The organism is Brevibacillus sp. HB1.2, assembly GCF_013332495.1.
Lineage (GTDB): Bacteria > Bacillota > Bacilli > Brevibacillales > Brevibacillaceae > Brevibacillus > Brevibacillus porteri.
The window spans coordinates 447071-473480 of the sequence record NZ_JABMIU010000003.1 but is presented as its reverse complement, the minus strand read 5'-3'; the positions used below and the strand labels follow the sequence as shown (position 1 = coordinate 473480).

24 protein-coding genes and 1 other annotated feature are annotated in these 26410 nt (G+C 47.9%); of the genes, 1 reads left to right on the top strand and 23 read right to left on the bottom strand.

Going from position 1 to position 26410, the window contains the following annotated elements:
• Positions 1-33: 33 nt before the first annotated feature.
• Positions 34-1509: an Rne/Rng family ribonuclease gene (locus HPY28_RS10290; protein WP_174230526.1), complete on the bottom strand. Its 1476-nt coding sequence runs from the start codon at positions 1507-1509 to the stop codon at positions 34-36.
• A 107-nt stretch (positions 1510-1616) separates the two neighbouring features.
• Here HPY28_RS10290 and aac(6')-35 point away from each other — a divergent pair, with 107 nt between their 5' ends.
• Positions 1617-2168, top strand: a complete 552-nt coding sequence (gene aac(6')-35, locus HPY28_RS10285) for an aminoglycoside 6'-N-acetyltransferase AAC(6')-35 (RefSeq protein ID WP_174230525.1) — start codon at positions 1617-1619, stop codon at positions 2166-2168.
• Here aac(6')-35 and HPY28_RS10280 read toward each other — a convergent pair.
• The 22 genes from HPY28_RS10280 to HPY28_RS10175 form a co-directional block, all read right to left on the bottom strand.
• Complete coding sequence (locus HPY28_RS10280) at positions 2165-3001, bottom strand: M50 family metallopeptidase (protein ID WP_069850542.1); 837 nt, start codon at positions 2999-3001, stop codon at positions 2165-2167. The two genes, aac(6')-35 and HPY28_RS10280, sit on opposite strands and share 4 nt — an antisense overlap.
• On the bottom strand, positions 2994-3779 hold the full coding sequence (locus tag HPY28_RS10275; RefSeq protein ID WP_017247542.1) for a M23 family metallopeptidase: 786 nt from the start codon (positions 3777-3779) through the stop codon (positions 2994-2996). The genes HPY28_RS10280 and HPY28_RS10275 overlap by 8 nt, the downstream gene beginning before the upstream one ends.
• A 158-nt stretch (positions 3780-3937) precedes the next feature.
• The gene (locus HPY28_RS10270; protein ID WP_005832370.1) at positions 3938-4138 is read right to left on the bottom strand and encodes a cold-shock protein; all 201 of its coding nucleotides are present in this window, start codon (positions 4136-4138) and stop codon (positions 3938-3940) included.
• Positions 4139-4445: 307 nt separating this feature from the next.
• The gene (gene rodA, locus HPY28_RS10265) at positions 4446-5576 is read right to left on the bottom strand and encodes a rod shape-determining protein RodA (protein ID WP_017247541.1); all 1131 of its coding nucleotides are present in this window, start codon (positions 5574-5576) and stop codon (positions 4446-4448) included.
• A 58-nt stretch (positions 5577-5634) separates the two neighbouring features.
• A complete protein-coding gene (minD, locus tag HPY28_RS10260) occupies positions 5635-6429 on the bottom strand; it encodes a septum site-determining protein MinD (protein ID WP_017247540.1) in 795 nt (264 codons plus the stop codon).
• A gap of 20 nt (positions 6430-6449) precedes the next feature.
• Positions 6450-7127, bottom strand: coding sequence for a septum site-determining protein MinC (gene minC, locus HPY28_RS10255; protein WP_026042972.1), 678 nt, complete (start codon positions 7125-7127; stop codon positions 6450-6452).
• 151 nt (positions 7128-7278) lie between these two features.
• Positions 7279-9711 carry a peptidoglycan D,D-transpeptidase FtsI family protein gene (locus HPY28_RS10250; protein ID WP_174225843.1) on the bottom strand — a complete coding sequence of 811 codons (2433 nt, stop codon included), beginning with the start codon at positions 9709-9711 and terminating at the stop codon, positions 7279-7281.
• 21 nt (positions 9712-9732) lie between these two features.
• Positions 9733-10257: a rod shape-determining protein MreD gene (gene mreD / locus HPY28_RS10245; protein ID WP_017247537.1), complete on the bottom strand. Its 525-nt coding sequence runs from the start codon at positions 10255-10257 to the stop codon at positions 9733-9735.
• Positions 10257-11216, bottom strand: a complete 960-nt coding sequence (gene mreC / locus HPY28_RS10240) for a rod shape-determining protein MreC (protein WP_017247536.1) — start codon at positions 11214-11216, stop codon at positions 10257-10259. Before mreC ends, mreD begins: the two co-directional genes overlap by 1 nt.
• 14 nt (positions 11217-11230) lie before the next feature.
• Positions 11231-12274, bottom strand: a complete 1044-nt coding sequence (locus HPY28_RS10235; RefSeq protein ID WP_017247535.1) for a rod shape-determining protein — start codon at positions 12272-12274, stop codon at positions 11231-11233.
• Between the two features lie 156 nt (positions 12275-12430).
• Entirely contained in the window at positions 12431-13129 is a 699-nt protein-coding gene (radC, locus tag HPY28_RS10230; protein ID WP_017247534.1) for a RadC family protein, read from the bottom strand.
• Between the two features lie 101 nt (positions 13130-13230).
• Positions 13231-13818: a Maf family protein gene (locus tag HPY28_RS10225; protein ID WP_017247533.1), complete on the bottom strand. Its 588-nt coding sequence runs from the start codon at positions 13816-13818 to the stop codon at positions 13231-13233.
• A gap of 8 nt (positions 13819-13826) precedes the next feature.
• Entirely contained in the window at positions 13827-14066 is a 240-nt protein-coding gene (locus tag HPY28_RS10220) for a DUF4321 domain-containing protein (RefSeq protein WP_069850743.1), read from the bottom strand.
• A 159-nt stretch (positions 14067-14225) separates the two neighbouring features.
• A complete protein-coding gene (locus HPY28_RS10215) occupies positions 14226-15518 on the bottom strand; it encodes a hypothetical protein (protein ID WP_174230524.1) in 1293 nt (430 codons plus the stop codon).
• A gap of 117 nt (positions 15519-15635) precedes the next feature.
• Complete coding sequence (locus HPY28_RS10210) at positions 15636-16070, bottom strand: prepilin peptidase (protein WP_069850552.1); 435 nt, start codon at positions 16068-16070, stop codon at positions 15636-15638.
• A 105-nt stretch (positions 16071-16175) separates the two neighbouring features.
• On the bottom strand, positions 16176-17171 hold the full coding sequence (locus HPY28_RS10205) for a ketoacyl-ACP synthase III (protein WP_174230523.1): 996 nt from the start codon (positions 17169-17171) through the stop codon (positions 16176-16178).
• Positions 17172-17636: 465 nt separating this feature from the next.
• On the bottom strand, positions 17637-19019 hold the full coding sequence (gene murC, locus HPY28_RS10200) for a UDP-N-acetylmuramate--L-alanine ligase (protein WP_017247528.1): 1383 nt from the start codon (positions 19017-19019) through the stop codon (positions 17637-17639).
• A 1-nt stretch (position 19020) separates the two neighbouring features.
• Positions 19021-20394 (bottom strand): bifunctional folylpolyglutamate synthase/dihydrofolate synthase, encoded by a 1374-nt coding sequence (locus tag HPY28_RS10195; RefSeq protein WP_174230522.1) that lies wholly within the window; start codon positions 20392-20394, stop codon positions 19021-19023.
• Positions 20395-20437: 43 nt separating this feature from the next.
• Positions 20438-23110 carry a valine--tRNA ligase gene (locus tag HPY28_RS10190; protein ID WP_017247526.1) on the bottom strand — a complete coding sequence of 891 codons (2673 nt, stop codon included), beginning with the start codon at positions 23108-23110 and terminating at the stop codon, positions 20438-20440.
• Positions 23111-23167: 57 nt separating this feature from the next.
• Positions 23168-23409: a binding site (T-box leader), on the bottom strand.
• Positions 23410-23468: 59 nt separating this feature from the next.
• Positions 23469-23795, bottom strand: a complete 327-nt coding sequence (locus tag HPY28_RS10185; protein WP_007726674.1) for an STAS domain-containing protein — start codon at positions 23793-23795, stop codon at positions 23469-23471.
• Positions 23796-23902: 107 nt separating this feature from the next.
• Positions 23903-25141 (bottom strand): ATP-binding protein, encoded by a 1239-nt coding sequence (locus HPY28_RS10180; RefSeq protein ID WP_174230521.1) that lies wholly within the window; start codon positions 25139-25141, stop codon positions 23903-23905.
• Positions 25142-25166: 25 nt separating this feature from the next.
• Positions 25167-26369 (bottom strand): PP2C family protein-serine/threonine phosphatase, encoded by a 1203-nt coding sequence (locus HPY28_RS10175; RefSeq protein ID WP_173622449.1) that lies wholly within the window; start codon positions 26367-26369, stop codon positions 25167-25169.
• Between the last annotated feature and the right edge of the window lie 41 nt (positions 26370-26410).

Sequence of the window (26410 nt, the reverse complement as noted above, 5' to 3'; positions counted from 1 at the left end):
TTAGGTTATCATAGCTACAATAGCCCAGTCAAGTTATTTCGATTGTAAACGCTCCGCCTCTGCCCGATTTCCGACGTATCCAATTCGAAACTCATCCGGGCTCATCGCAGGAACAAGCTGCTTATAGACATGGACAGGCCATGTGATTGCTTCTGCTTTTTCCCACTCCTCTATCATGTCCAACAATCTTGGCGGCATGTCCACGAGAACAGCCTCCGCATCTTGGCTCTTTGCCAATGCGGTGACTTCGGCGTACATGCGCCGGAACAGCTCGTCTACTCGCCAAACTCTCCCTCGGCCCTTGCATGCCTCACACGGCTCCGTCAGCCGCTCCGTCAGGCTCGCACGCACTCTTTTTCGCGTCATCTCGACTAATCCAAGCGACGTCATCCCGAGAACAGTCGAAGGCACAGGGTCCTTCGCCAGCTCTTGTTTCAATCGCGAGATCACTCGCTCCTTATTGCTCTGCTCTTTCATGTCGATGAAATCAATGATCACGATGCCACCGATGTCTCGCAACCGCAGATGCCTGGAAATTTCAGTTACAGCCTCGAGATTGGTCGCTGTCACTGCCTGCTCCCGCTGTTGCCCTCCTCCACCTGTGAATGAACCGGTATTTACATCGATGACCGTCATCGCTTCAGTCCTGTCGATGACCAAGGACCCTCCACTCTTGAGCGGCACATGTCGATCACGAGCACGAATCAGTTCCGCCTCGACACCCAAATAGTCAAAGAGCGGCTGTTTGCCCTGATACCAGCGAAGCTTCTCTTGTACTTCTGGAGCAAAAGCTACCAACGCCGCTTTTACCTGCTGATGAGTCGTCGCACCTTCTACCAACAACTCATCCATGCCAATTGCCAAGCCATCTCGGAGCGCCATCTCAATCAGCTCTGCATCCTGAAAAATCCGTCCGGTCGAACGGAGTCCATCCGCTGTTCGCAGCATTTCCTGCCAGCGATTGCGCAAATAGACCAGCTCGCTAATGAGTGTCTGCTCTTCTGCTTCCGCCGCTTCCGTGCGCAGAATACAGCCTTCTCCTTGCACTACTGTCGAAGAGATCACCTGTTGCAGTCGTTTTCGTTTGGTATCATCGGTTATTTTACGAGAAAGCGATATGCTTTCTTCAGTCGGAAGGTATACCAGATACCGCCCCTGCAAGCTGATCTGCATCGTGATTTTTGGCGCCTTCATTTCCAACGCCTCTTTACTCACTTGAACCAATACCTTTTGCCCTACATGAACGCGTTCCGCAATACTTGGTTTCGCTGCTCCACCTGACTCCACACCGACTGTGTCATCTACATAAAAATAAGCATTTTGGCCTGTACCAATATCAACAAAGGCAGATTGGATACCAGGCTTCACATCCGCGATTCGTCCCTGATAAATGTCACCAACGCTTGCGTGTGCTCCCACATCCTGTGTACGCCATTCCTGCAATTTCCCGTTTTCCATGAATGCGACGCGGATGCTGCTACCTTGTGCACTAATCGCTACTTGCTTCACTGTTTTCACTCCTTATTCCCCGTGCAAACGTTGCCCAAAAGAAGGATAACCGGGCTCATAGGAAGTAATCTAACATAGCTGCTAAGTCAAGGTAAAGGAGATCATCCATGATTCATGCTGGTGATTTAAAAATAAGAGCCTTATCCCCCGATGATGCCGTTCACTTAGTCAAATGGCTTTCTGACGAGCGCGTTTTGACCTATTATGAAGGTCGCGATCGGCCACATGACGAGTCCCTCGTGCAGCAAAGCTTTTTTCCGGAAGACGACGGTGAAACTCGCTGCCTCATCTTGTACACGGACAAACCGATTGGCTATGCGCAATTTTATCCACTTGATACTCCAGAAAAACAACTGTATGGGTACGTACATGACGTCGTTGTCTACGGCATGGACCAGTTCATCGGAGAGCCTGCTTACTGGAATAGCGGTATTGGCACTCAGCTCGTTACAGCCATCCTCCACTATCTCCACAAGGAAAAACGAGTACAAAAAGTAGCGATTGACCCGCAAGCCTGGAATGAACGAGCCCTCCGTTGCTATGAAAAATGTGGCTTTCGAAAAGTAAAAAAGCTTCCTCTGCACGAATGGCACGAAGGAAGCATGCGTGATTGCTGGCTGATGGAATGGACCTCTCCTGCTGATAAGACTAGAGACTAAAGGAGCTTGCCAACTGCGGCGTCGTGCTTTTGCTCAAACAAAAGGGCATACAATAGCTGTTCCTCTGCCAAGAGACCTGCACCTTGCACGTAGAAAAGATGGGAGTATCCCCGCCGCAGCTTGTGTGAGACTGCTAGTACCGTCTCCTCAGGATGCACGCGTATCGCTTGAACGGCAGCTTCTTCTTGCTGCCGATCGTATTTTTCTACAAGAAAGCGAAAAAATTGATAAGGAAACCGCAAAAATGCCTGAATGTTCAATACCAATAAATAAATCCCGATTACTGCTAAGTTGTACTTCAACTCCAAGCTGGACATCCCCACCATGATCCCCGCAAACAGCGTACTCCCCGTCATCGATATCATCGTCGCCTGCCTATACGACATAAACCAGCATAGAACGGCCAACAAGATTCTCCCCCCATCCAACGGCCAAATTGGCAACAGGTTAAACAGCGCAATCGTCAAATTGCTTACCAAGAAAAAGCGGGCCCACTCTTCCGTCCATATTCCCATAAACCAAAACAAGTACGAAGCAGCCATCATCACCATATTTAAGAAGGGTCCGGCGAGTGCCACGACAATCTCATCCATTGGGTCCGTGGCGTACGAGTCTTCCATCGTCGCTACTCCGCCAAAAGGCAGAAGCTGCACTTCTTTTACGGTCCATCCGAGCTCGCGCGCCATCGCTACATGCCCCAATTCATGGATCAGCACGATGACAAACAAGGTAATGACCTCCAAAAAATGGCCTGTCACCACGGACAAGCCGATCACTGCCCAAAATAGCAGGTGAATGCGAAACCGAATGTCAAGCCAGCCTCCCCTATTCAAACGGTATCACTTCCAGGGGATTAACAAATTGCTCATTCACTCTCGCCCCTACATACAAATGACGTGATGTCTGGTCCATTACCCGTGCGGTTCCGATGACTTGACCAGGTTTAAGGACCTCGTCCTTCGTCACCCCTATACTATCGAGATTGCCCAGCCATATCTCCCGTCCTTTGGTTAGACGAACAATCACTGTCGTCCCATAATCAGGCTTTTCTCCGACAAACGCGACCCAGCCAGCTTCTCCAATCGTGATTTGATCGTTCATTCCCGTAAGCAGGATCACATTAGCACTCGCTGGATCATAGGATTTTACGACTTTCCAGCTACTGGGGAGCTTCCACACAGCATTTGCGTCCTTTGTTGTACTCGTGGCTGGCACAGCAGGGGGATTGGTAGGTATCGAAGGAAGCATCGTCGGAATCGGACCAAATCTCGCTTCATACCAGTCCGCTACTCCTGAAAAATTAAAGTCCCGTGTCATGACTTCCCTCGCGGAGCTTTTCCAAGAAGCAGGGATCAGTGTTGTTTGAAACAAAATATAAGCAGCACCAATCAATAAAACAGATGCTAAAATTTGCACGCCCCACTTTTCATGGGACGGTGGCTGTTCCATCATATCTTTCTCACGTGGCGAGTAACTGAATGGGTCTGGCGATTCTTCGATGGGATCTTTCCAATCATCGACGTAGGGAGTATAGCTGTCTCGTGACTGCGTTCGGATTCTTTCCAAACGCTCTCTCCGTCTTTCTTTTACTCGATCTACTCTTTCAAACATGTCCATCCCTCCGCAGGCCAAGCCTTTAGTATCATCCTATGACTTGTCTACCTGCTTTATGACGACCATCGCCCCTCTCCAACGACCCAGTGTATCGGGTGGAAACACGCAAAAAAGACAGTCTCCCCATTGAGAGACTGCCTTTGAATCTGTCAATTTTACAGTTTAGTTACGCTAGCAGCTTGTGGTCCACGGCTACCTTGAACGATTTCGAACTCAACCTTTTGACCTTCGTCAAGAGATTTGAAACCTTCTGACTGGATTGCGCTGTAGTGTACGAATACGTCGTCGCCACCCTCAACTTGGATGAAGCCGTATCCTTTTTCTGCGTTAAACCATTTTACGATACCTTGTTGCATGAAACAAAACCTCCCTGAACATTACGCCTCACGAGGCGAAAGAGTGTAGCGTTAACCTCTTTTTTACAGATAAGCCTTTTGCGTCAAGGAAAAAAGTCATACAAATTGCGATTGACAATTGGTGACGTCACTCACAATACGTACGACTTCATACCAATCAATCAAACACTATAACTTGTAAAAATGGTTAACTTAGGATGATTTTAGCATAAATTTTTGCATTTGTCACGCATTTCATGAGTGTACAAAAAGCCTTCTATTCATCACCGGAAAGTGGCGAGAACCAGAAGACTTTTTGAACAACTCCTTAATCAAAACGTAACTTGTCCTTACGCATCCCAATATTGAGCACCACACCAATGATCAGGAAGTTGGTTACAAGCGAGCTCCCTCCGTAGCTAATGAACGGAAGCGGAATACCCGTAATCGGCATCAACTGAATCGTCATTCCGATGTTCTCAAAGATCTGGAAGGTAAGCATCCCTACGACACCTGCGACAACGTAAGAGCCGAACGGATCTTTTGCCTCCATCGCGATGCGGATCATTCGGTAAATCAAAACGAAAAACAAAATCATCAGCAAGCCTGCTCCGACAAAACCCAGCTTTTCTGCAATGACGGTAAAGATAAAATCACTCTCTCCTACCGGCACCCATCCAAAGCTCGCTTGGGTCGGCGTATCAATCCCTTTTCCGAACAATTGCCCAGAGCCGATAGCAATCAACGCTTGCTTGAGCTGGAATCCTCGTCCCATCGGTTCAAGATCCGGGTTCATCCAAAAGAGGATTCGATCCCACTGATACGGCTTGATAATCTTGAAAAAGATATCCTGCTTGTATTCATGCAGCAACGTCATGGCGGCAAAGAAGCTGCCGACCAATCCTCCCATGTACAATACATGCTTCATCCGTATACCACCAACGATTAGCATCGTGGCAAGCATCCCCGTGTAAACCATGGCCGTACCCAAATCGGGCTGAATCAAAATCAAAAGCAATGGTACACCAACCAAGGCCAATACCGGAATCAGCTTATAGAAATAGTAAAACCGATCTGGATCATTTGCCCTCTTAGACAAGAAGCGCGCCACCGTTATGATTGTGAACAGCTTCATCGGTTCAGAAGGCTGAAACAAGACAGGACCAAGGTCATACCAGCTCGTCGTATTGTTAATGGGCCTCGTTTGAAATACCCCGATCAAAAGAATCAGACCGAGTACATATAAGACATAGGCCATGTTGTGGAATAGACGATAGTCAAATAACAATGTCACACCTAGCACAATAAAGCCGATGACATACCAAAGGACCTGCTGATGTGCCTTATCTACACCTGCCGCAGAACCGGAAATCCCCAAATAGCTGAAAATACCCAGCCCTGCCAAAATCAAAATGATGGTCCAGTCAATTGTTTTTAAATGACGTTTTTCCAGGTCCATCCGTTTCCTCCTAGAAAACGTGACTCCCCTCTATAGAAAGAAGGGAGCCAAGTATTACCTATTTTAATCCAAAGAATTTACGCATTTTATGAAACACGCCCGCTTTTTCTTCCAATGGTTGCAATGGAACAGCTTCACCTAAAAGGCGACGAGCCACGTTCCGATACGCAATGGAAGCACGCGATTCGTGATTTATTACAGCCGGCTCACCTTGGTTCGCGGATTTAATGATATGATCATCATCCGGCACGACACCAATTAAGTCAATGGCTAACAAATCCAAAATGTCTTCTACATCCAGCATGTCACCATTTTTCACCATATGGGAGCGAACGCGATTAATGACAAGCTTCGGCATTCCGATTTTTTCTCGTTCTAATAGGCCAATAATCCTATCAGCATCACGAACAGCGGCTTTTTCAGGGGTAGTCACGACGATTGCTTGATCAGCCCCTGCCACTGCATTGCGGAAGCCTTGCTCAATACCCGCAGGACAATCGATGATGACATAATCATATTCCCGCTTCAGTTGCGTAATGATTTCCTCCATCTGCTCAGGAGTTACTGCTGATTTGTCTTTGGTCTGAGCAGCCGGGAGCAATGCCAGATTGTCAAACCGCTTGTCTTTGATCAGAGCTTGCGGCAGTCGGCATGCACCTTCTGCAACGTCTACCAGATCATAAATAATTCGGTTCTCAAGTCCCATGACTACATCCAAATTACGCAAGCCAATATCGGTATCTACCATGCATACTTTTTGTCCCAACAATGCGAGCGCCGTTCCCAAATTGGCGGAAGTGGTCGTCTTACCCACGCCGCCTTTACCGGAAGTTACGACAATTCCAATCCCCACGTCCGTTCCTCCTCTTTCCCTCAACCCTCACGCTTTTTCTCACCCAAATCAGGGCGGATTCGCGACAAGTAGTTCATTTTCGCTACCAGCATGATCTCATTTTCCAGATAGGCAAATTCTGTGCCTCCGGAATTATTCGTCCATTCCTCACCCGGCTTGCTGATCACATCTGCAATCCGCAACTGGGTAGGACTCATGACTGCAGCCGCAATAATTACCTGTGAGTCACCGGAAATACCTGCGTGCGCGTACCCTCTGAGATGACCGAGCACGTAGATGCTTCCTGTACTGCGAACCGTCCCCCCGGGATTGACATCTCCCAATAAAAGCAAATCACCGTCAAACTCCAGTACTTGCCCAGAGCGTACCGTATTTACCTGTATGGAAAAATGGGTTTTCAGGCGTTCAGCCATAGCTTCTTCCCGCGTGATCAAATCAGATTCGATTGTATGGATCACCAGGTTGCCCTTCGTTCGAATAATTTGAGTCAACTGCTCTTGTTGCTCGGGTGAGCAGTATCGTTTTCCCAATTTTATAGATACCCGAATGAGTGGCCCAGACAAAATCTGTTGGTGGCTATGCTCTATTTTTTCACGCATATCGGCCAGCAGTTCGTCGAAGGAACAGGTATCATCCATAAAGAAGACGAGACCCTCTTTCGTTCCTTTGATCGTGACCTTGCTTTTCACAGTCGTCACCGGTTTCACCTCGACCGATACCATTCGCCATGCAGAAAGATTTTTCCTGCTCTGCGTGAAAAAATTGCCGAATTGGGTCAGATGGTGGCATTTTGCAAGAGCTTGACTCCATTATTCTCTGGGGCTTGATTGCCCTGGACAACCATTGTGTTTACTTTGCGGACGTTGGGTTTGGCTTTGGAACCCCACCAGTAAGGACACCTGGATTCAGTTCATTGTAAGCTTCGAGCAATCGACGCGAGATCGGACCAGTCGCATCAGAACTGGATGTACCGTCTCTCAAACTGTTCGGCGCAATGACGACGAAAACCAGTTGAGGATTTTCATAAGGCGCAAAGCCGACAACCAGTGCATTTTCCGCTGGCTGCGACGTTTGTGCCGTACCAGACTTGGCTGCAACTGTGAAAGGCAACCCATTGAATCGTTGAACGGTACCACCTGGCTGAGTAACCAGCCGCATCCCTTCTTTTACCACCTGTATATGCTTCGGATCGATATCAACCCGGTTGAGCACTTGTGGTTCAATAACCGAGAGCGTTTGTCCTGGTTTCTTCGGATCGGTAGTTCCTTTGCGAATTTCTTTTACAAGATGTGGGCGTACCCGATATCCTCCATTAGCAATGGTCGATACGTATTGACCCAGCTGCATCGGCGTGAACAGATCGTATTGACCAATCATCACGTCCGCCAAGTTCCCGTAGTAAAGGTTCTGGTTTTCCCAACCGGTATGTTCATTCGGCAGATCCACACCTGTTTTCACACCAAGACCAAACTGGGCGTTGTAGTAATCATAGACAGAGAACTGCTTCTCCCAGCCTTCTTTCCCTTTTCTTGCTAATCGAATCGCCATTTCATACATATACGTATTGTTCGACACCTGCAAGGCACGACGAGCGTTAACAGGTCCATGACCACTTGCCTTCCAGTTGCGTTTATACGTGTTACCGACATTCAAGCCGCCTCGGTCATAGATGACTTCGTTCGGTGTAGTCAAACCCTCCTGAAGCGCAATCATGACAGACAATGGCTTATAGGTAGAAGCAGGTGGATACGGCGTATAAATGAATCGGTTTGATTCATTCGGCAAAATAAGCGAGGCGTAATTCTCGTTGAATTTCTTGCGGTCGTAATACAGATTCAAATTGTAATCTGGATAACTCGCCATCGCCAATATTTCGCCCGTATTCGGATTCATCACCAATACGTGTGCATCCTTAAATTCTTTTGGCGTAGTTGGGCGCTTCTTGAATGCTTCAAACTCTTCTTTCAAGATGGCCTCTACCTTGCTTTGATAACGCCAATCCATAGCCAAAACGAGATCGTTTCCTGGCTCAGGGGCTTGGCGCATCTTCTTCTCTACCGTCTCCGAATTTTTGTTCACGTGCACTTCCATAATCCCGTTTTTGCCACGCAAATAACGTTCATAGGAGCTCTCCAGACCGGTTACACCTACACGGTCGATCGCGTTGTAGCCTTGTGCCTGATATTCTTTCAAGCTCTCAGGACGAATCGCATTGATGTACCCGAGAAAGTGAGTACCAAATGCCGTACCATCCGGATCTTCGAAAATTTGGCGAACAGGCTCCAACTCCACACTAATTCCTGGCAGTTCGGTGCGTCGTTCTTCGATCTGGAACATTTCCTGCTCCGTGATGTTGACCTTGACACGCCTCGGAATATAACTAGCCATCTGCGGTGAACGCATCTCCTGCAGCAACGAGAGCTTGTGCCACTGAAATTGGCGTTGCTGCTCTGTCAACGGCAGTTTGATATCCATGTCGAACAACGAGGCATAGCGCAGCAAATCCATGTCAGACTTTTCTGCTAAGCCTCCGGGGGTTGGCAAAACTCCGATCTGATCCTTCACTTTTTTTGCAAGGTCATTACGATCTTCCTTGTCCAATTTCAGAGTGAGGGTCATATTAGCGTTTATCGCCATTTTTAACAGTTCGAAATCCGTAGTATTCGCTTCCGTAATAGCAGGTGTACCCGGCTTGGCAGCATTCAGTTTCTTAATAAGGTCTGCTCTCTCCTTGTCATCAAAAGGAGAACGAACACGCATCCCGAGATACACAGCAGTCTTTACCAGCTCAAAGTCCGACATCTGATCGACAGTCTCTACTTTTGGAACGGCTTTTAGCTTCGCCGCAACCTTTGCCTTGAGATCGTTTGTTTCTTGTGCATTGAAAGCAACAGGCAAAGTTGACCTCAGTTCAATCGTCTTCTTTAACAGTTCCTTATCCGTACCAATTTTGCCGCCATCGGGGATGAGGATTTTTGCCAGACGATCCGCGACTTTCTCTTCATCAATGTCCTGCCCTTGTTCTTCAACGTATTGAACGGTGTACACAGGCTTATTCGAAACGAGTACCTCGCCATTTTTATCCAAGATACGGCCGCGAGGAGCGGAAATCGGCAGTTCACGGATACTAAACTTTTCCAATTCATGCTTGTACTGTTCGCCTTCTACCAGTTGCACAAAGGCTAGCCGTAAAATAATGGCGGCGAAGAACAAAAATACAATCACAAACAATATATTGAGCCGAATAGGTATGTCTGTTTTCGGTTCTTTGACTTCTTCCACGAACTCTCCTCTCCTTTGCCCTTACTGCATGTGCATTTCCTTTTTCGCCAGAATCTTGTTGCATACATTCTTGATCGGAAAGTATACCAGTAAGCCAAAAGCGAGATTCAACAACACACTAGGCAAAATTTGATGTGTCAAAATCCATTGAACATCGAAGGGGGCAGCGGAAAACAAGCGGAACAAGGAATACAAAAGCCACTCATGTCCGAATAAAATCAGGAAGCTGGTAATGAAAACCATCCCGAATCCTCTCTGGAACAAAAGAACGATCATCCCTGCAAAGTAGCTGGCCACCATCATGGACATGGTATAGATTCCAATTAGTTGCCCAAACAGGACATCCTGTAAAAATCCGAAGGCGATCCCGTAATACAAGCCCTCGCGCCTACCGAGATACATCGAAATAAAGATGCAGCACACAAGCGCAAACCGGGGTACCGTCATCCAGGACAGACCCCATGTACTAGGTGCAGATACTTGCATCACAGTTCCTTCCAAAACAAACATGACCACTACGCCCAACGTCAATAAAAACCGAGCCATTACTGACCACCCCCGCTAGCAGGTGGAGCCGGAGGCACAGTTGTCTGTGTTTGTGTCTGGCCGGCTGGCTGTTGCGGGATCAATTCACCATTGGGAGCGATTGTAAAATCACGTTCCACAACCATGACTTCATTCAATTGTGAAAAATCAGCGCTTGGCTGGATGTAGGCGGTTTGAGTCAAGCCATAATCATCTGGCTCTACGCGAACAATATAGCCAATCGGCAAATTGCGAGGGACAACTCCTCCCAAACCTGACGAGATCACTTGCTGATCTTTTTTAATCGCTTGTCCCCAAGGGATTTTGCGCATGACGAGCAATCTTTCTTGCGGATCGTATTCTTCAATGACACCACTAATTTGACGGTACACAGGTTTGCCGTCGACTATCTGCTCCGTCAAAATATCCGCTGAGATATGGTCACGTCGCTCATAGCTCGTCAACAATTCAACCGTAGCTGAAAAGTTGGCAACACTCTGTACGCGCCCGATCATTCCTTTGGCTGTAATGACAGCCATATCTTTTTTAATGCCACTTTTTAATCCTTGATCGATGGTAACGACGTTGTTCCATGTATCAGGGTTTCTCGCCACGACTTCCGCAAAGTGAAGGTTGTAAGATTTAAGTGAATCTTTTGCCCCTACCATTTCTCGAAGGCGCTGATTATCTGCTTTGAGCGTGTGCAATTCGGCACTTAGACGGGCGTATTGATCCAAGCTTGCCTTAAGTGCCTTGTTTTCTTCATATACGCCGTACGCTTCTTCAATTTCCTGAAAAAAGCCAGAAACAGCCTGGGCAGGGCGATAGAAAAAGCCCTGCACCACGCTGAAGGTATCTTTAAAGAACATTTCTGGCCAGGTCAGGCTAACCCGTTCACGAGAAGTGAAGCCCACGACGGAGATAAGCAGGACCAAGCCTACAAGTACAATGATAAGCCGCTTATTCCCGAAAAACGACATGCCCTACCCTCCGTTTATTTACCCCGTTTTAGTCGGGAAGAGGTGATGCCTTGCTTGGATTTGAACAGGTGAATGTTCTCCAATGCACGACCTGTTCCAATCGCTACGCAATCCAGTGCGTTTTCCGCAACATGCACGGGCATACCCGTTTCCTTACTTATCAGGCGATCCATGTTACGCAAGAGCGCACCGCCGCCTGTGAGTACAATTCCACGATCCATGATGTCCGCCGCGAGCTCAGGCGGGCTTTTTTCGAGTGTTACCTTCACCGCTTCCACAATAGCAGAAATGGTTTCCGCCAATGCTTCGGCAATCTCTGTGCTGCTTACCGAGAGTGTTTTTGGCAATCCGGTTACAAGGTCACGACCGCGAATGTCAACGTTTTCGACCTCATCAGGAGCAATCGCAGAGCCGATCTCCAGCTTCAGTGTTTCTGCTGTCCGTTCCCCGATCATCAAGTTGTAACGGCGCTTGATGTACTGAATAATCGCCTCGTCCATCTCATCTCCGGCCACACGAATGGAGCGGGATGTAACAATCCCCCCGAGAGAAATGATAGCGACTTCTGTCGTACCACCACCAATGTCTACTACCATACTTCCAGTCGGTTCCCACACTGGCAGGTCTGCACCGATCGCTGCCGCAAACGGCTCTTCAATCGTATGGGCTTCCTTCGCCCCAGCCTGCTTCGTAGCATCTTCGACTGCGCGCTTTTCCACCGCAGTAATTCCCGAAGGTACACAGACCATTACATTTGGACGACGGCTAAACAGACCTTGATTTTTTTGTGCTTGATTAATGAAATAGCGCATCATTGTCGCAGTTGTATCAAAGTCAGCGATAACCCCATCTTTCATTGGACGAACCGCTACGATATTACCCGGCGTACGACCGATCATACTTTTCGCTGCATTCCCTACTGCTTCAATGGAATTGTTATTGGTACGAATCGCTACAACAGAAGGCTCACGCACCACAATTCCTTTCCCCTTCACAAAAACAAGTGTATTGGCAGTGCCGAGGTCAATCCCCAAGTCACGTGTAAATCCACCAAACATAAAAAAACTCCTTCCAAATATTAATCCAAATGACAAGCATAAGAGAACCTCTATCGAGGCCTCTAAAAGATAGAGCGACCGCGTTTTTGTGGAAGGTTTTCATGCGCTCAAGAATTCATAGACGTTTCGATGAAAAATCTTGTGCGTATAAACATGTTACAAGTACCCCTGCTCTTTGAGACTAATGTACTTGCCTTCCCCGATAATAACATGATCCAACAATGAAATCCCCACCAGTTCACCAGCGTCACGCAATGTATGCGTAATCGCGATGTCTTCCCTGCTAGGTGTCGGATCACCGCTCGGATGGTTATGTAGGCATATCACCGATGCGCTGCTACGACGGATCGCTTCTTTAAAGACTTCTCTCGGGTGTACGATGGAAGCGTCCAGACTGCCTACGAAAATCGTCTGCTTGCCAATCACGTGGTTCTTGGTATTCAGAAAGAGACAGACAAAATGTTCCTGTGTCAAATGAGCAAGCTCTGGCGACATCAAATCAGCTACGTCCCGTGGTAAACGGATAGAAGCCCTATACTCTCGAGGCACTCCCATCAATCTACGCCCAAGCTCAAACGCAGCATGCAATTCAATCGCTTTGACTGGACCAATTCCTTTTAGCTCTGTTAACTCAGCATGAGAGGCTTGGGCTAAACCACGCAGGTCTCCAAACCTGGCTAACAAGCGCTGAGCCAACTGATGGGCCGTCTCTTGTTCCCTGCCTGTCCGCAGTAAAATGGCAAGAAGTTCAGCATCAGACAGATGGACCGCTCCTTCGCGAAGCAGTCGTTCACGTGGACGGTCATAGTAAGGGACGTTTTTCAACAGCATTTTGTTACAGGTATTTGTTGCCATTTTATATCCGCCTCCAGCCATATTCACATTATCGAAAACGGCTGACATGGAGAGGTTCATGAGGCGTATGGCCGTCGTCGCTTGCTTCAAGCATGACAACTTTACAAAATCGGCATCCCAAAACGTGTCAAAAGAGTAGACGTCAGGCCTAACGGAAGACCAACAACTGTGAAGTAGTCTCCGGTTATTCCTTCCACGATCGTGGCTCCAATACCCTGAATGGCGTATGAGCCCGCTTTATCCATCGGCTCACCTGTCGCAATGTACGACTTGATTTCTTGCTCTGTTAAAGCTCGAATTCTTACGTGTGTTAGACTATGTGAGACTTCCGCACGGCCTGTCTCCACATCTATCAAGGCGACTCCACTATAAACGGTATGCTCTTGCCCCTGGAGCATGGACAACATACGATATGCGTCCATTTCATCAACAGGCTTGCCCAATATTTGGCCATCAAGAACGACTACCGTATCAGATCCTAAAACGACGCCTTCCGTCAAGCGAGAAGCCACTTCCTTGGCCTTGCGTAAAGACAATTCTTCTACTACTTCGCTCGCAGATAAATGCTCTGCTGTCGTCTCATCTACATCACTGGTGATAACGGTAAATGATAAACCTAAAGCTTGCAGAAGCTCCCTTCGACGCGGCGAAGATGAAGCCAGAATGAGAGGAACATTTTTTTTCGTCATTTTTCAACCTACTTTATCCGTCGATGTATCCAAAATGCGAGGGCTAAGCCTCCGATACTGGCTAGATTTAGTTTTACCTGAAAGTTCAGTTCGTACTTCAAAATTTCTAAATCTGCCGCAGGCGACCAAGTAATCACTTTGCTCTTGGTCAAAAAAGGTAGCCAGGGACTTAAAATCTCCCCGATAATACTGCCAAACAAAAGTCCACTCACCAACAGAAACACGAGAGTAAGCGTTTCTTTCCCCATTTTCCCAACTCCCTTTTTATAAGGGATTCTCTTTTTGCCAAACATAAGTTTAGCAAATGGGGAGAAGCGAAACAATCCCTGATTGCTCTTGGTAGTTACTGTATAGAAAGAAAAGGCCTCCTGCAAGAAAACCTTGCGGAAGACCATATAAACATGCATTTATGTGGATGAACGTGCATTTTGCATCCAACTTGCGTAGCTCTCGAAAAAGGCAAGAACACCCGCCTGTACTTGCCACGCATAGGATTCGGCGCTTTCCACCTTTTTGCCTGCGCTTGCTTCTGCCATTTTGTCCCTGGCTGCCAGCGCTTGATTCACCCCATTTACCATCCCATCTAGCAGTGGCTTCCAGGCTTCCTTGGCTTCCATTTTACGGCTTTCCTCCAGAAATTGGCGGTGAATTTCTTTTAATTCTGCCGTTTCTTTTGCCGTTGGCGATAGTTGACCCGTCGTAATAATCAGCCCTGATTGTGCAGAAAGTGATTGGACGAGTTTGACTCCGTGGGTGAAAAAGGCCTTCACGTTGGGTTCACCAGATGCGTTAGCGGCTTTTCCGACAGGGACAGACCCTTCAAAAGCGGGAAAGGAAAATTCTTTGACGTATATATCCATGCCTTTGTTTTTCAGGCTGGCGGCAAAGCCTAGCACAGCATCTCTTGTAGGAGCAGCGGCGGCGAACATGTACTGCTTGCTTGCGTCCTTATAAAGCAAATGAGGAATCCCCGCTTTCTCCAGTGGTTCTACAGCTGTTTGCGGCGATGCATCCGGCTGGAATACTCCTGCCTGTGCAACGTACATGTTTACGGCTGGCAGTTGTAAAGCTATCGCTTTTTGACCCACTGCATTGCCATTCGTCGGCGTCTCTTGTGTTGGCTGTCTTTCATTAGGCGAAGCCGGACCTGTCACGCCATTTTTCCCAGCCGTTTGTTCAGTGCCTGCACCCGGTGCGGTCAGTGTCTGAACCGTTTCACTCAGAACATTTCCGTATGACTCAGAAAACTCCTTTTGGGAAAAGACTGTCAAAACAAGAAATCCGAACAAGAGGCCAATTGCTACAGCCCCGCCTGTTGTTAAAGTCGTGCGCCAAAAGGGCCCCTTTGGCCATAACGCAGCAAGCCGACTCACCGGACTACTCCTGTATCCCTTCTCTTCGGTATCCTCGAAGGAATAATCGGATTCATAGGAATCGTTTGTCGTCTGATCGAATTCAACATTCGGCTTCGTTTCTTTCGTGGCAGATCCACGTAGCTGCATCATCCGTTCCCATGCTTCGTTGCCCTTCTCCTTCAACGGGTCAGTAAACAGCAAGGGAGGTGCTTGGAAACGAACGCGTGGCGTATCATCCTTTGGAGTGCGCTTTCTACTTGCTTCCTTTGGGGTGTCGTCCCGCTTTTCATCCCAGAACCTTCCGTTCATTTTGACCGTCACACGATTTTTATTTTGTCCGCTCATACGCTTGCCCTCCTAGCCACAGGCTCTTTGTACTAGCATACGTTTTGCTCGGACGGGTTATGACTTCTATCTAGTGATTCTATTAAATTTGTTTCTACTACTATTCACCATGCTATTTCAAGAGGTTTTGCTCATATACAAAATCACAGCTAAGCCAATCGTCACAAAAGGAGCAAACGGCACTTCGCATTTGATACTTACTTTTCGTATCAGCAACAAAACGAGAGAGACGAGAAAAGCTGCCAAGCTCGCAATCGTAAGAACGAGAACAAAATCGCGGACCCCAAGTCCATAGCAGACTAGCGCGAACAGCTTCACATCCCCCATCCCAAGCGCAAGCGGCCTGTGCCAGCTGATCCATCCAAATACCAGTAAACTGAGAATCGCAAAGAGTCCAGCCATCAGCCATTCCCTAGGAGAAGAGAGAACATACTCCATAATAGAAATCAGTACAAACCCTGCACCTAATGCACGATTGGGTATTCGTTTATAACGAAAATCTATCCACGAGAGGTAAAGGCAGAGTCCGAATAATATCACAGCGTTGGCCATTTCTTCTTCCCCCAGTCGAAAACTGTCCTTAAGAATACCTTTCATTCCTGGGACAAAAAAACTGCCCAGAATGTTCTGGACAGTCTCTCGATTTATAAACATGTTTTACGGATTCCAAGTGAACAAAAGGCCAGCGTGGACGAGACCACCGCCAAACCCATACAACAGGATCGTATCCCCTGCCTTTACTTTGCCTTCCTTGATCCCCAAGGCGAGCGACAATGGAATGGTAGCCGCTGATGTGTTGCCGTAATGTGTCAGACTGTACAATGTCTTTTCGAGAGGGAACTGACTCTTCTCGCAAATGGATTCGATCATGCGCAAATTGGCACTGTGCGGGATGAACCAGTCGACATCTTCTAGCGTTTTCCCCGCCCGGCTCACTACCTCCTGCATCCCCTTTGGAACAGTTGTTACAGCCCACTTGTACACTTCTCTCCCGTTTTGAACCATGCATCCATTCCCGCTCAATTCTCGTCCGTCCATATGTGTTGACAAGCCCGATCGGTATACATGAATCCCACCGTCCCCCTTTGAGCCTAAATAGGCGGACAAAAAACCGGGAGCTGTAGAGTCCTGCTCAAGCAGTACGGCACCTGCTCCGTCCCCAAACAGGATGCACGTCGTACGATCCGTATAATCCGTTACTTTTGTTAACGTTTCTGCACCTACTACCAACACTTTGCGATGCAAGCCCGAGCTGATAAGCGCATTTGCCATATGGAGCGCATACGTAAATCCTGCACAGGTAGCGGAGAGATCCATGGCTCCCGCCTGCTCGACTTGAAAATGCGCCTGGATTTGGCTTGCGACACTTGGAAATGGATAGTCTGGCGTACTGGTCGCCACCAAAATCATATCGACATCACGGACATCCTTCTTATAGTTTTCGATCAAATCTTGGATAGCAGCGATGGCCAGATCACTGGTAAATTCATCTTCCCTTGCCATACGCCGCTCATGAATGCCCGTTCGTTGTAAAATCCACTCATTCGATGTCTCCACTAGTTTTTCCATATCTGTATTGGTAAGAACGCGACTCGGCACATACGTACCGATAGCGGTAATTCGCGACTTGAAGGGGGTTGCCATTGTCATCATCCGATCATCACCTTCCGTTTTTATGATCTGATTATAACACTAGATATTAGTATCTGGTACTAATTTTTGATAAATAAAAATCTAAGAAGGTCATTTAGGTTTGAGTCAACATAGTGGAGGAGAAGAAAAAGCACAGTTCTCTTCGACTCTGACACGCCAGCAGGGGATTGGCTGTCCGTCTCCACTACAAAACGGGGACCGTCGAGCCAAAGCCACCCTACGGGCGGAAGTTTCTCAAGGGAGAAGTGTTCGACAAGCGTGGTCCCCTTTTTGTAGTTCCGACTGGGTAGGCGTTGTCAAGGTCTACGAGCCCTGTGCTTTTTTTCTCACCAGCATTGTTCGTTTATCGATACCTCTTAAAACCTTTAGGTAGATCATTCTTAACAGTATTATGCCAAAGCTTTCCGATAGTAAATAAAAAGACTTGAAACCCGTAGGTTCCAAGTCTTCATATGCCTCTATCCGTTATTTTTCTAGCTTTTCAGCCAGCCAATAAGCGGATTTCCAGATATCTCCTGCACCCATTGTCAACACGAGATCGCCCTCTTGCAATCCTTTGAAGACATGCTCTTGCATTTGTTCCTTTGTCGGAATGTACTGCGCACGTGGGTGGCTGTTGGTGCGGATTTTTTGCACCAAAACCTCGGAGGTGACTCCTTCGATTTTTTCTTCTCCGGCTGGAGAGTAGATATCTGTGATAATCACTTCGTCTGCTTCTGCAAAGGCACGGCTGAATTCATCCATGAGGAAATACGTGCGTGTGTAGCGTTGTGGCTGAAAAACAGCGATTACACGTCTGCCCGATGCCCTTGCCCCGCTTAGTGTAGCGATAATTTCCGTCGGATGATGCGCGTAGTCGTCTACGACTAGGACGCCTCGTGCATCCCCGATAATTTGAAATCTGCGCTTGGCACCGCTAAAGGTAGACAGTGCCTTAGCAATTTTATCAAAAGAAAGGCCAGCATCCAGGCAAACAATGATCGCAGCCAGTGCATTCGCAATATTATGCTTGCCTGGAACCGAGAGGCATAATTCACCCAAGAGCTCATTTTGACGATAAATTTGGCACTTGCTGCAACGATCACCACATTCAATTGAAACGGCAGAAAACCCCGCTTGCGCTGTAAAATTCGGATCAACTGCATATGTCACGACCGTTTTTTCAACAGATGGCATGACTTCGCGCACGATTGGATCATCGATGCACAGGATCGCTTTTCCATCCGGTTTGAGATGGCTCAAGAACTGGACATACGCCTGTTTCAAATTGTTGAAGTCGCCATCGAAATGCTCCAGATGATCTGGTTCAATGCTCGTCACAATTTCATACATCGGTCTGTATTCCAAAAAGGAACCGTCGCTCTCGTCTGCCTCGGCAATCACATAGTCACTAGTACCTGCCTTTGCATTGGTACCAGCACTCATCAATTCACCGCCGATGATGAAAGTCGGGTCTACACCGCACTCTTCCAGCACGTGAGAGATCATTGATGTCGTAGTCGTCTTGCCGTGTGCTCCAGCTACTGCTACTCCTGTGCGTTCATTCAATATGCGAGCAAGCATTTGGGAACGGTGCATGACCGGAATCCCTAATGTTTGACCTGCGATCACCTCAGGATTGTCTTTGGAAATACTGGTGGAGTATACGATGCTGTCTGCTCCCTCCACGTGGGCAGCATTATGGCCAATATGAATGACCGCCCCTCTTGCTTCCAGCTTTTTCGCCAAATCATTCATGGCGACATCGGAGCCGGTTACCTTGTATCCAAGGTCGATCAAGACGCGGGCAATGGCACTCATGCCATAACCGCCGATGCCCACAAAGTGGACGTGTTGGGCCTGATCCACCCTATTCACCTGCCTCTTCTACTATAGTGGGAAAGAATGCGCGTACTTGGGCGATGAAGTAGAGCGAACCGCAGACGACCAACCAGTCATCCGCCTTCGCTGATTGCTTCTCCCGCATCCAAGAAAGGAGAAACGCCCGCCAGTCTGGGACTGCATCGAGAAGCTCTTGCTCCCAGCCACCGGCTAAAAACGACTCTTGTAAGCTATTGGCTTCGGCTGCACGCGGGAAGTCAAAGGTCGTCACATGCAGCTTTTTGATTTTTGACTTTACTGGTGCGAGCGACTCTGCCATTTTTGCAAGCGGCTTATCTGCCAATCCAGAAAAGAGCAAATGCAACTGTACTCCGTCCGGTAACAACCGATCCAGACTGCTTACAAGCGCCTCCATTCCTTCCTGATTGTGTGCCCCATCCAAGATAACCATTGGTCTTGGAGAGATGACTTCTAGACGACCAGGCCAACGCGTTTGTTGCAAACCACGAGATATTTCTTCTTCCTCCAGCAAGAAAGAGAAGTAATTCCGCAGGATATCAATGGTCATTAAAGCAACGGCTGCATTGGTTGTTTGGTGAATGCCATTCATGGTGAGACGGTAGGATGCTTCTACACGACGGTGAATGCTTTTGTAACGAAACTGTTGGTCATTCAACTGCTCCTCTACCTGCTCTGCCTGGAAATGTTCACCTATATGGTATAGCGTACTCTTTGTTTGTCTCGCGCGCTCCTCAAAAACCTCGAGAAGTTCTGGCCTAACCTCACCTGTGACTACAGGAACACCCGGCTTGATAATCCCCGCTTTTTCCCGGGCAATATCTTCCAAGCTATCTCCCAACACTTGCGTATGGTCCATGCCGATATTCGTGATGACCGAAACAAGCGGAAGGACGACGTTCGTCGAATCCAATCGCCCGCCTAGTCCTGTTTCCCATACGACTACCGCTGGTCTCGCCACTCTTGAAAAATAAAGAATGGCGATCAGCGTAATCACTTCAAATTCGGTAGGGGAACCGAACTCTGTTTCTTGTTCGCATCGTTGCACCCATACCTTAACCTCATTTACCAGCTGCAATAGATCTTCTTCCGCGATCATGCTGCCGTTGAAACGGATGCGCTCACGGAAATCAACCAAATAGGGGGAGGTAAATGTACCTACACTATATCCGGCTTCCATCAGCATTTGCGTCAGGAATGCGCAGGTTGAACCTTTTCCATTGGTGCCAGCCACATGAATAAATGGGATTCTCCGCTCAGGATTTCCTACTTGCTCCAAAACCCACTGCATTCTCTCAAGCCCCGGCCGTTGACCGAACCTGAGCAGTCCATGCAGCCAGTCGAGCGCTTGCGTGTATTCTACAAACCCTTCTTCTGCTTGCATACCACAATGCTCCATTCTCAAAAATATGCGATGGTATGGCGGATCATTCGCCCTTCAATTCGGCAAGTCGTGTAATCACTTTATCCCGCTTATCCATGTAGTCTGCCATCTTCGCTTTTTCCTCTGCGACTACTTTTTCAGGTGCCTTGGCCATAAATCCAGCATTGTTGAGCTTTTTCTCAATGCGCTCCACTTCGTCGTTGAGTGTCGCCACTTCTTTTTCCAGGCGCTTCAGCTCTTGCTCGATATCGATCAAGCCTGCCAGTGGAAGGAACAATTCTGCTCCCGTGATCACAGCAGACATCGCTTTATCAGGCGTAGCCAGATTCAGGCTGATTTCCAGACGCTCAGGGTTGCAGAAACGGGCGAGGTAGTGTTCACCGCGTGTCAGGCGCTCAGCGGACAATGCATCGCTTGGCTTGATCAAGAGCTCAATTTTCTTGGACATCGGTACGTTTACTTCTGCACGGATGTTGCGTACGCTGCGGATGATATCCATCAATTGGTTCATTTCGCTTTCTGCTTCAGCAAAAATCCATTGCTCGTTAACAGTTGGCCAAGGTGCTACTGTGATGCTCTCGCCTTGGTGTGGCAATGCCTGCCAGATTTCTTCCGTGATGAACGGCATGAACGGATGCAACAGCTTGAGCGTTTGATCCAGAACCGTCACCAGAACGGATTGGGTTGTTTTCTTCGCCGCTTCATCTGTACCGTACAGCGGCAGCTTCGCCATCTCGATATACCAGTCACACAGGTCATCCCAAATGAAGTTGTAAAGCACACGACCTGCTTCACCGAATTCAAATGCGTCAGACAGACGGGTTACATCTGCGATTGTCGCTTGCAGGCGGGAGAGAATCCATTTGTCTGGTGTAGACAGCTCACCGCTCAAATCGATTTCCTCGTATTTGAAGTCAGCCAGGTTCATCAAGGCAAAACGAGACGCGTTCCAAATCTTGTTCGCGAAGTTGCGGTTTGCCTCCACCTTTTCCCAATAGAAGCGTTGGTCATTCCCTGGGGAATTCCCTGTCGCCAGTGTGTATCGCAGTGCATCCGCTCCGTACTTCTCAATCACTTCCATTGGATCGACACCGTTGCCGAGTGATTTGGACATTTTGCGGCCCTCAGAGTCACGAATAATGCCGTGAATCAAGACGGATTCAAACGGACTTTTCCCGGTAAATTCAAGACCTGAGAACATCATCCGAGCAACCCAGAAGAAGATGATATCGTAGCCTGTTACCAGGACATTCGTTGGATAGAAGTACTTCATGTCCTCGGATTCTTCCGGCCAGCCCAGAGTCGAGAACGGCCATAGACCAGCGGAGAACCATGTATCGAGAACGTCGTTGTCCTGCTCCAGCTTGTGGCTGTGGCAGCTTGGGCACTCAGTCACATCCGCGCGAGATACAATCGTTTCGTTACAATCTCCGCAATACCATGCAGGAATTCGGTGGCCCCACCAAAGCTGACGGGAGATGCACCAGTCGCGGATGTTTTCAATCCAACGCAGGTAGTTCGTCTTGAAGCGGTCTGGGACGAATTTCACACTTTCAGGGCTATTTGCATTAGCCAGTGCTTCGTCAGCCAAAGGCTGCATTTTTATGAACCATTGGGTAGAAAGGTATGGTTCTACGACTGCATCGCTTCGCTCACTATGTCCAACCTGATGGATATGCTCCTCAACCTTGAACATAACACCTTGCTCAGTCAAATCTTTGATGATTTGCTTCCGGCATACAAAGCGATCCAAGCCATTGTAGATACCAGCCAGTTCGTTCATCGTGCCTGTCTCATCCATGACAACGATTTGTGGCAACTGATGACGAAGACCCAATTCAAAGTCATTCGGATCGTGTGCTGGCGTAATTTTTACAGCGCCAGAACCAAACTCAGGATCAACGTAGTCATCAGCGACGATTGGAATTTCGCGTCCTACGATTGGCAAAATCACGGTTTTCCCGATCATGTCTTTGTAACGCTCATCTTCCGGATGTACCGCTACAGCCGTATCACCGAGCATCGTTTCCGGACGGGTTGTAGCTACTTCGATATAACCGGTGCCATCTGCCAATGGGTAACGCATGTGATGCAGCGCACCTTTTACTTCCTTGTAGATTACTTCAATATCGGATAGAGCCGTGCGGGCTGCAGGGTCCCAGTTAATGATACGGTTACCGCGATAGATCAAGCCTTTTTCGTAGAGGCGAACAAATACTTCGCGTACAGCTTGGGACAAGCCTTCATCCATCGTAAAACGCTCGCGGGAGTAATCTAGGGCAAGACCGAGCGTTTCCCACTGCTCACGAATATGTGAAGCGTAAATGTGCTTCCACTCCCATACCTTTTCCACGAATTTTTCGCGGCCCAGATCATGACGAGAGATGCCTTCTTCTCGCAAGGTAGCCTCTACCCGCGCTTGGGTTGCGATACCGGCGTGGTCCATACCTGGCAAGAACAAGGCGCTGTAGCCTTGCATACGCTTGGTACGCGTAATGATATCTTGCAAAGTCGTATCCAGCGCGTGGCCCAAGTGCAATTTACCAGTTACGTTCGGCGGTGGAATGACAATCGTAAACGGACGTTTATTCGGGTCACGTTCTGCCTTGAAAAATTGTTTTTCGATCCAATACGGATACCATTTGTTCTCTGCTGCCTTTGGATCATAGTTTTTCGGCAGCAATTGGTCGATGTCGGTTGTTGGCTGTGTAGACATGTACGACTCCTCCTATTAGCATAACTTTCTTTGCAAAAAATAAAAAAACCCTTCATCGCAAAGGACGAAAGGATTATTTTCGCGGTACCACCTTTGTTAACACACGATAAACGTCATGCTTATGGCGTGTTCACTCTGACAAGATAACGGTTGCGAACCGGTCTCGGCTAGGCACATGCTTTCACCGAAAAAACTCCTGGGCGACCTTCAGCCATTCATAACCTTAGAGAATCTCGCAGCAACTGATTCTCCTCTCTGCTAAGGCGTCCTGACTTACTCTTCCCACTCATCGTTCATATCGTATGTAGTTGTCGTATGATTAGCTTTTCACTATTATATACAATCACGCTGTTTGGCGTCAAACCCGGGTTTCGCCCACTTTTCCAACTGCAATGCCCAGTGCTTCGGTAAAACCGAGCACGCCCAAAATATCGAGAATTTCTTCTCGGACATTGACGATTTCTACCTGTTTGCCCATGGCCAACAGTTCTTTCGTGGTAAAAAACAGGCTTCCAATACCGGAAGAATCTACAAAGGAGACACCTTGAAAATCGACGGTAACGGATTGATTTCGCCCTCCATACTGTTGGAGCAATTCACCTACTCGATCTCCTACAGCCATGTCCAACTCTCCGACGAAAAACAATGTAGCCTGTCCGTTCGCCTCTGTTGCGCGGTAGTCCATGCTCAAACTCCTCTCAATAGGTATCGGTACACCCAATCTGCTCGTCCTTTTACTATATTACCCATTTTCATTCACTTGCAAACATTTGGCTTTTGGGAAATCGTAGCTTAACGCGAAAGGATACATTCTAAAATCAGCTTTGTACCTGCCAGGGAGCTACTTAAATAAACACGATCACAGTATTGCAGGATCACGTGAAAACCGGCCCCAAGCGAGTGGCGCGTAGAAAATCCTTGCTGTAGGGTAGCTCGCGGGATATCCTCGAGCAAAATTCCTTGTCCTTCATCATGGATCACAGCCCGACACATCTGCCTGTCATTCGATAGGTATAGCGTGACCACACCGCCATTACCGTGCTTCAACGTATTGGAAGCAGCTTCGTTGACCGCAACGAGAAACTGTAGCAAGCGCTTATCAGAAATGCCTTGTGGTTCCAAAGCTTGCTTGAACAATTTACGCAGTTCTGCCAGCTGCTCCGGTAAGCGGATGTCGATTGCCAAGAGCTTATGCCCTTCCCGAAGCAAGAAAAATAATTCTTCATCACTTAGCAACAATAGCTTACCTTCTGTGACCACACCCAGAATATCTCTGTAGATCTCCCATTCCCGTCTTTTGCGTTTTCTTTCTTCTGCAATAACGGCAGTGACATCGATCAAAGCCATTCCACAGGTCCGATCTGGCAATACAGATGTGTATAATTCAAAGACCTTTGTGCCATCAGAGGTGACAATTTGCTCCCTTATAGGACCACCCGATCCAGCCACATCTTCGACCAGTCGTTGCATTTCTCGCTCTACTTCCACACTCGCACGAACGTCACCCAACGGACGCACTTTCCCTTCATCGTAAAGATAGAGGAAAACGGTCTCGATCTGACGCAGTATGGATAACTTCTGAATCTCTTGCTTTATTAATCGCCCCCGCTCGTCGTCTCGATCCTTCCAATGTAACAAGACGTCTGCCAGGTCCAATTCGCCACTCATGTGCCATGTATGAAATTCTTCCAGAAGCAATCGCTCCAGAACATCTTCCCGTCGCAAAACTTTTTCGATATCGATAATGTAGTACGGATCACCTGCTATACCGCGCAATCCGCTACCGATAATTCGGAAATCATAGGCGAGCTCTATTTCTATGCGTCCGTGCAAATCATGATCAGAACTGCTTAACCCAATGGTCGTCCGGCTCACTGCTACCAGCTTCGCCTGGAACGATTCCATCGTCGCTAGGTTCGTCACCTTTACAGTGCGGGGCGGAACTACTTTGTTCGCTGCACCGCCAGAACGTAGCGCGACAAGGCAATTATCACAAGTGGGATTGTCCGGACAACGCTCACACAAAATCACAGTTCATCCTCCTATTCACGCGCAACTACACGAGGGCTATACTCTCTTCAGGCTCAAATTGAAGAATCAACACAGAAATATCATCCGTTTGGTTTCGCTGCTGTGTTATCCCCATTAAGTAGGCCTCAACTCGATTCATCGATTCCTGCTTACTTTCACCAGACATATTTAATAAGGAGGATAGTTCTTCTAGCCAATGCCTGCTGCCTCGAGATACTTCTTTTCTCCCTGTATCCAGCAAACCATCTGTGTAGAGCAATAGCATGCCCTCTTCTTCTAAGGGTACCTCCTCCATTTGATACGTGCTATCGGGCAAAAGCCCTAGGCCGACCCCACCCTTGCTAGCTAAAATGGTTTGATTCGACTTGGACAAATAAAAAGGCTGTGGATGTCCTGCCCTGCCAAATCGAATTTTGTGTTCCATCTCATCATAGACAGCAACCAGCATCGTAATGTAAGAACGAGTTTTTACTAAATCAGCATAAAGCAACTGATTGAGTCTTTCCAAAATCTCATCCGGCGAATAGCTGGACTGCAAAACCTGCCGTACAGCAATCCTAATCCCCGTTGCCCAAATACTAGCCAAAAAACCGTGCCCAGACACATCCGCAATGATAAAACAGGTGTAGCGATCATTGATTTGTCTATAATCGATGTAATCTCCGCCTACATAATCGACGGGTACGTAAACCGTTCTTGTTCGCAAACTGGTTAACTGCAACTCTTCTGTGGGAATGAGCATCGACTGCATACGTCTAGCCAGCTTCATCTCCATCTCGATTTCTCGCTGCCCTGATGACTGGTCCTGTTGACATCTGAGGATCAACGCCCGAATGTTCACGAGGAGCAGCCCATAAAAAGATTTCTCCAGTTCCTTTAGCTCACGGTCATTGACGTTACTCTGGGCGAACAAGCGGACATAGCGCGGTGTTTGAGCGGTGTCACACTGTTCCGAGACAACAATGCGCTCCTCTACTTCGCGCTGCACTTTTGCGCTCTCTTTGTTGCCACGCTCGATCCGAAAATAGACAGCACCTAGAGCCGATTCAAACGTGATCGACAAGAAGCAAGGCTTGTCCATCTTCACGAACCACGTATCAACCAACTCTTCTATAAATGGCATGAGGCTCTCGTAATTGACTTGGCGCTTGCTTTGCTCATTGCTGGTCATCACCAGATACTCGTAATTCTGTTTTAATTCCATTAGTTTGACCAATTGATGATTCATCCCCGAGCCACTCCCATACACACTTTAGCATAATTCTTTCT

Excerpts from the sequence above, each read along its gene's own strand:
- HPY28_RS10275 (WP_017247542.1), bottom strand. The coding sequence starts at position 3,779 with ATGTTTGAAAGAGTAGATCGAGTAAAAGAAAGACGGAGAGAGCGTTTG.
- HPY28_RS10270 (WP_005832370.1), bottom strand. The coding sequence starts at position 4,138 with ATGCAACAAGGTATCGTAAAATGGTTTAACGCAGAAAAAGGATACGGC.
- rodA (WP_017247541.1), bottom strand. The coding sequence starts at position 5,576 with ATGGACCTGGAAAAACGTCATTTAAAAACAATTGACTGGACCATCATT.
- mreD (WP_017247537.1), bottom strand. The coding sequence starts at position 10,257 with ATGGCTCGGTTTTTATTGACGTTGGGCGTAGTGGTCATGTTTGTTTTG.
- mreC (WP_017247536.1), bottom strand. The coding sequence starts at position 11,216 with ATGTCGTTTTTCGGGAATAAGCGGCTTATCATTGTACTTGTAGGCTTG.
- HPY28_RS10235 (WP_017247535.1), bottom strand. The coding sequence starts at position 12,274 with ATGTTTGGTGGATTTACACGTGACTTGGGGATTGACCTCGGCACTGCC.
- radC (WP_017247534.1), bottom strand. The coding sequence starts at position 13,129 with ATGGCAACAAATACCTGTAACAAAATGCTGTTGAAAAACGTCCCTTAC.
- HPY28_RS10225 (WP_017247533.1), bottom strand. The coding sequence starts at position 13,818 with ATGACGAAAAAAAATGTTCCTCTCATTCTGGCTTCATCTTCGCCGCGT.
- HPY28_RS10220 (WP_069850743.1), bottom strand. The coding sequence starts at position 14,066 with ATGGGGAAAGAAACGCTTACTCTCGTGTTTCTGTTGGTGAGTGGACTT.
- HPY28_RS10215 (WP_174230524.1), bottom strand. The coding sequence starts at position 15,518 with ATGAGCGGACAAAATAAAAATCGTGTGACGGTCAAAATGAACGGAAGG.
- HPY28_RS10210 (WP_069850552.1), bottom strand. The coding sequence starts at position 16,070 with ATGGCCAACGCTGTGATATTATTCGGACTCTGCCTTTACCTCTCGTGG.
- HPY28_RS10205 (WP_174230523.1), bottom strand. The coding sequence starts at position 17,171 with ATGATGACAATGGCAACCCCCTTCAAGTCGCGAATTACCGCTATCGGT.
- HPY28_RS10195 (WP_174230522.1), bottom strand. The coding sequence starts at position 20,394 with ATGCAAGCAGAAGAAGGGTTTGTAGAATACACGCAAGCGCTCGACTGG.
- HPY28_RS10190 (WP_017247526.1), bottom strand. The coding sequence starts at position 23,110 with ATGTCTACACAGCCAACAACCGACATCGACCAATTGCTGCCGAAAAAC.
- HPY28_RS10185 (WP_007726674.1), bottom strand. The coding sequence starts at position 23,795 with ATGGACTACCGCGCAACAGAGGCGAACGGACAGGCTACATTGTTTTTC.
- HPY28_RS10175 (WP_173622449.1), bottom strand. The coding sequence starts at position 26,369 with ATGAATCATCAATTGGTCAAACTAATGGAATTAAAACAGAATTACGAG.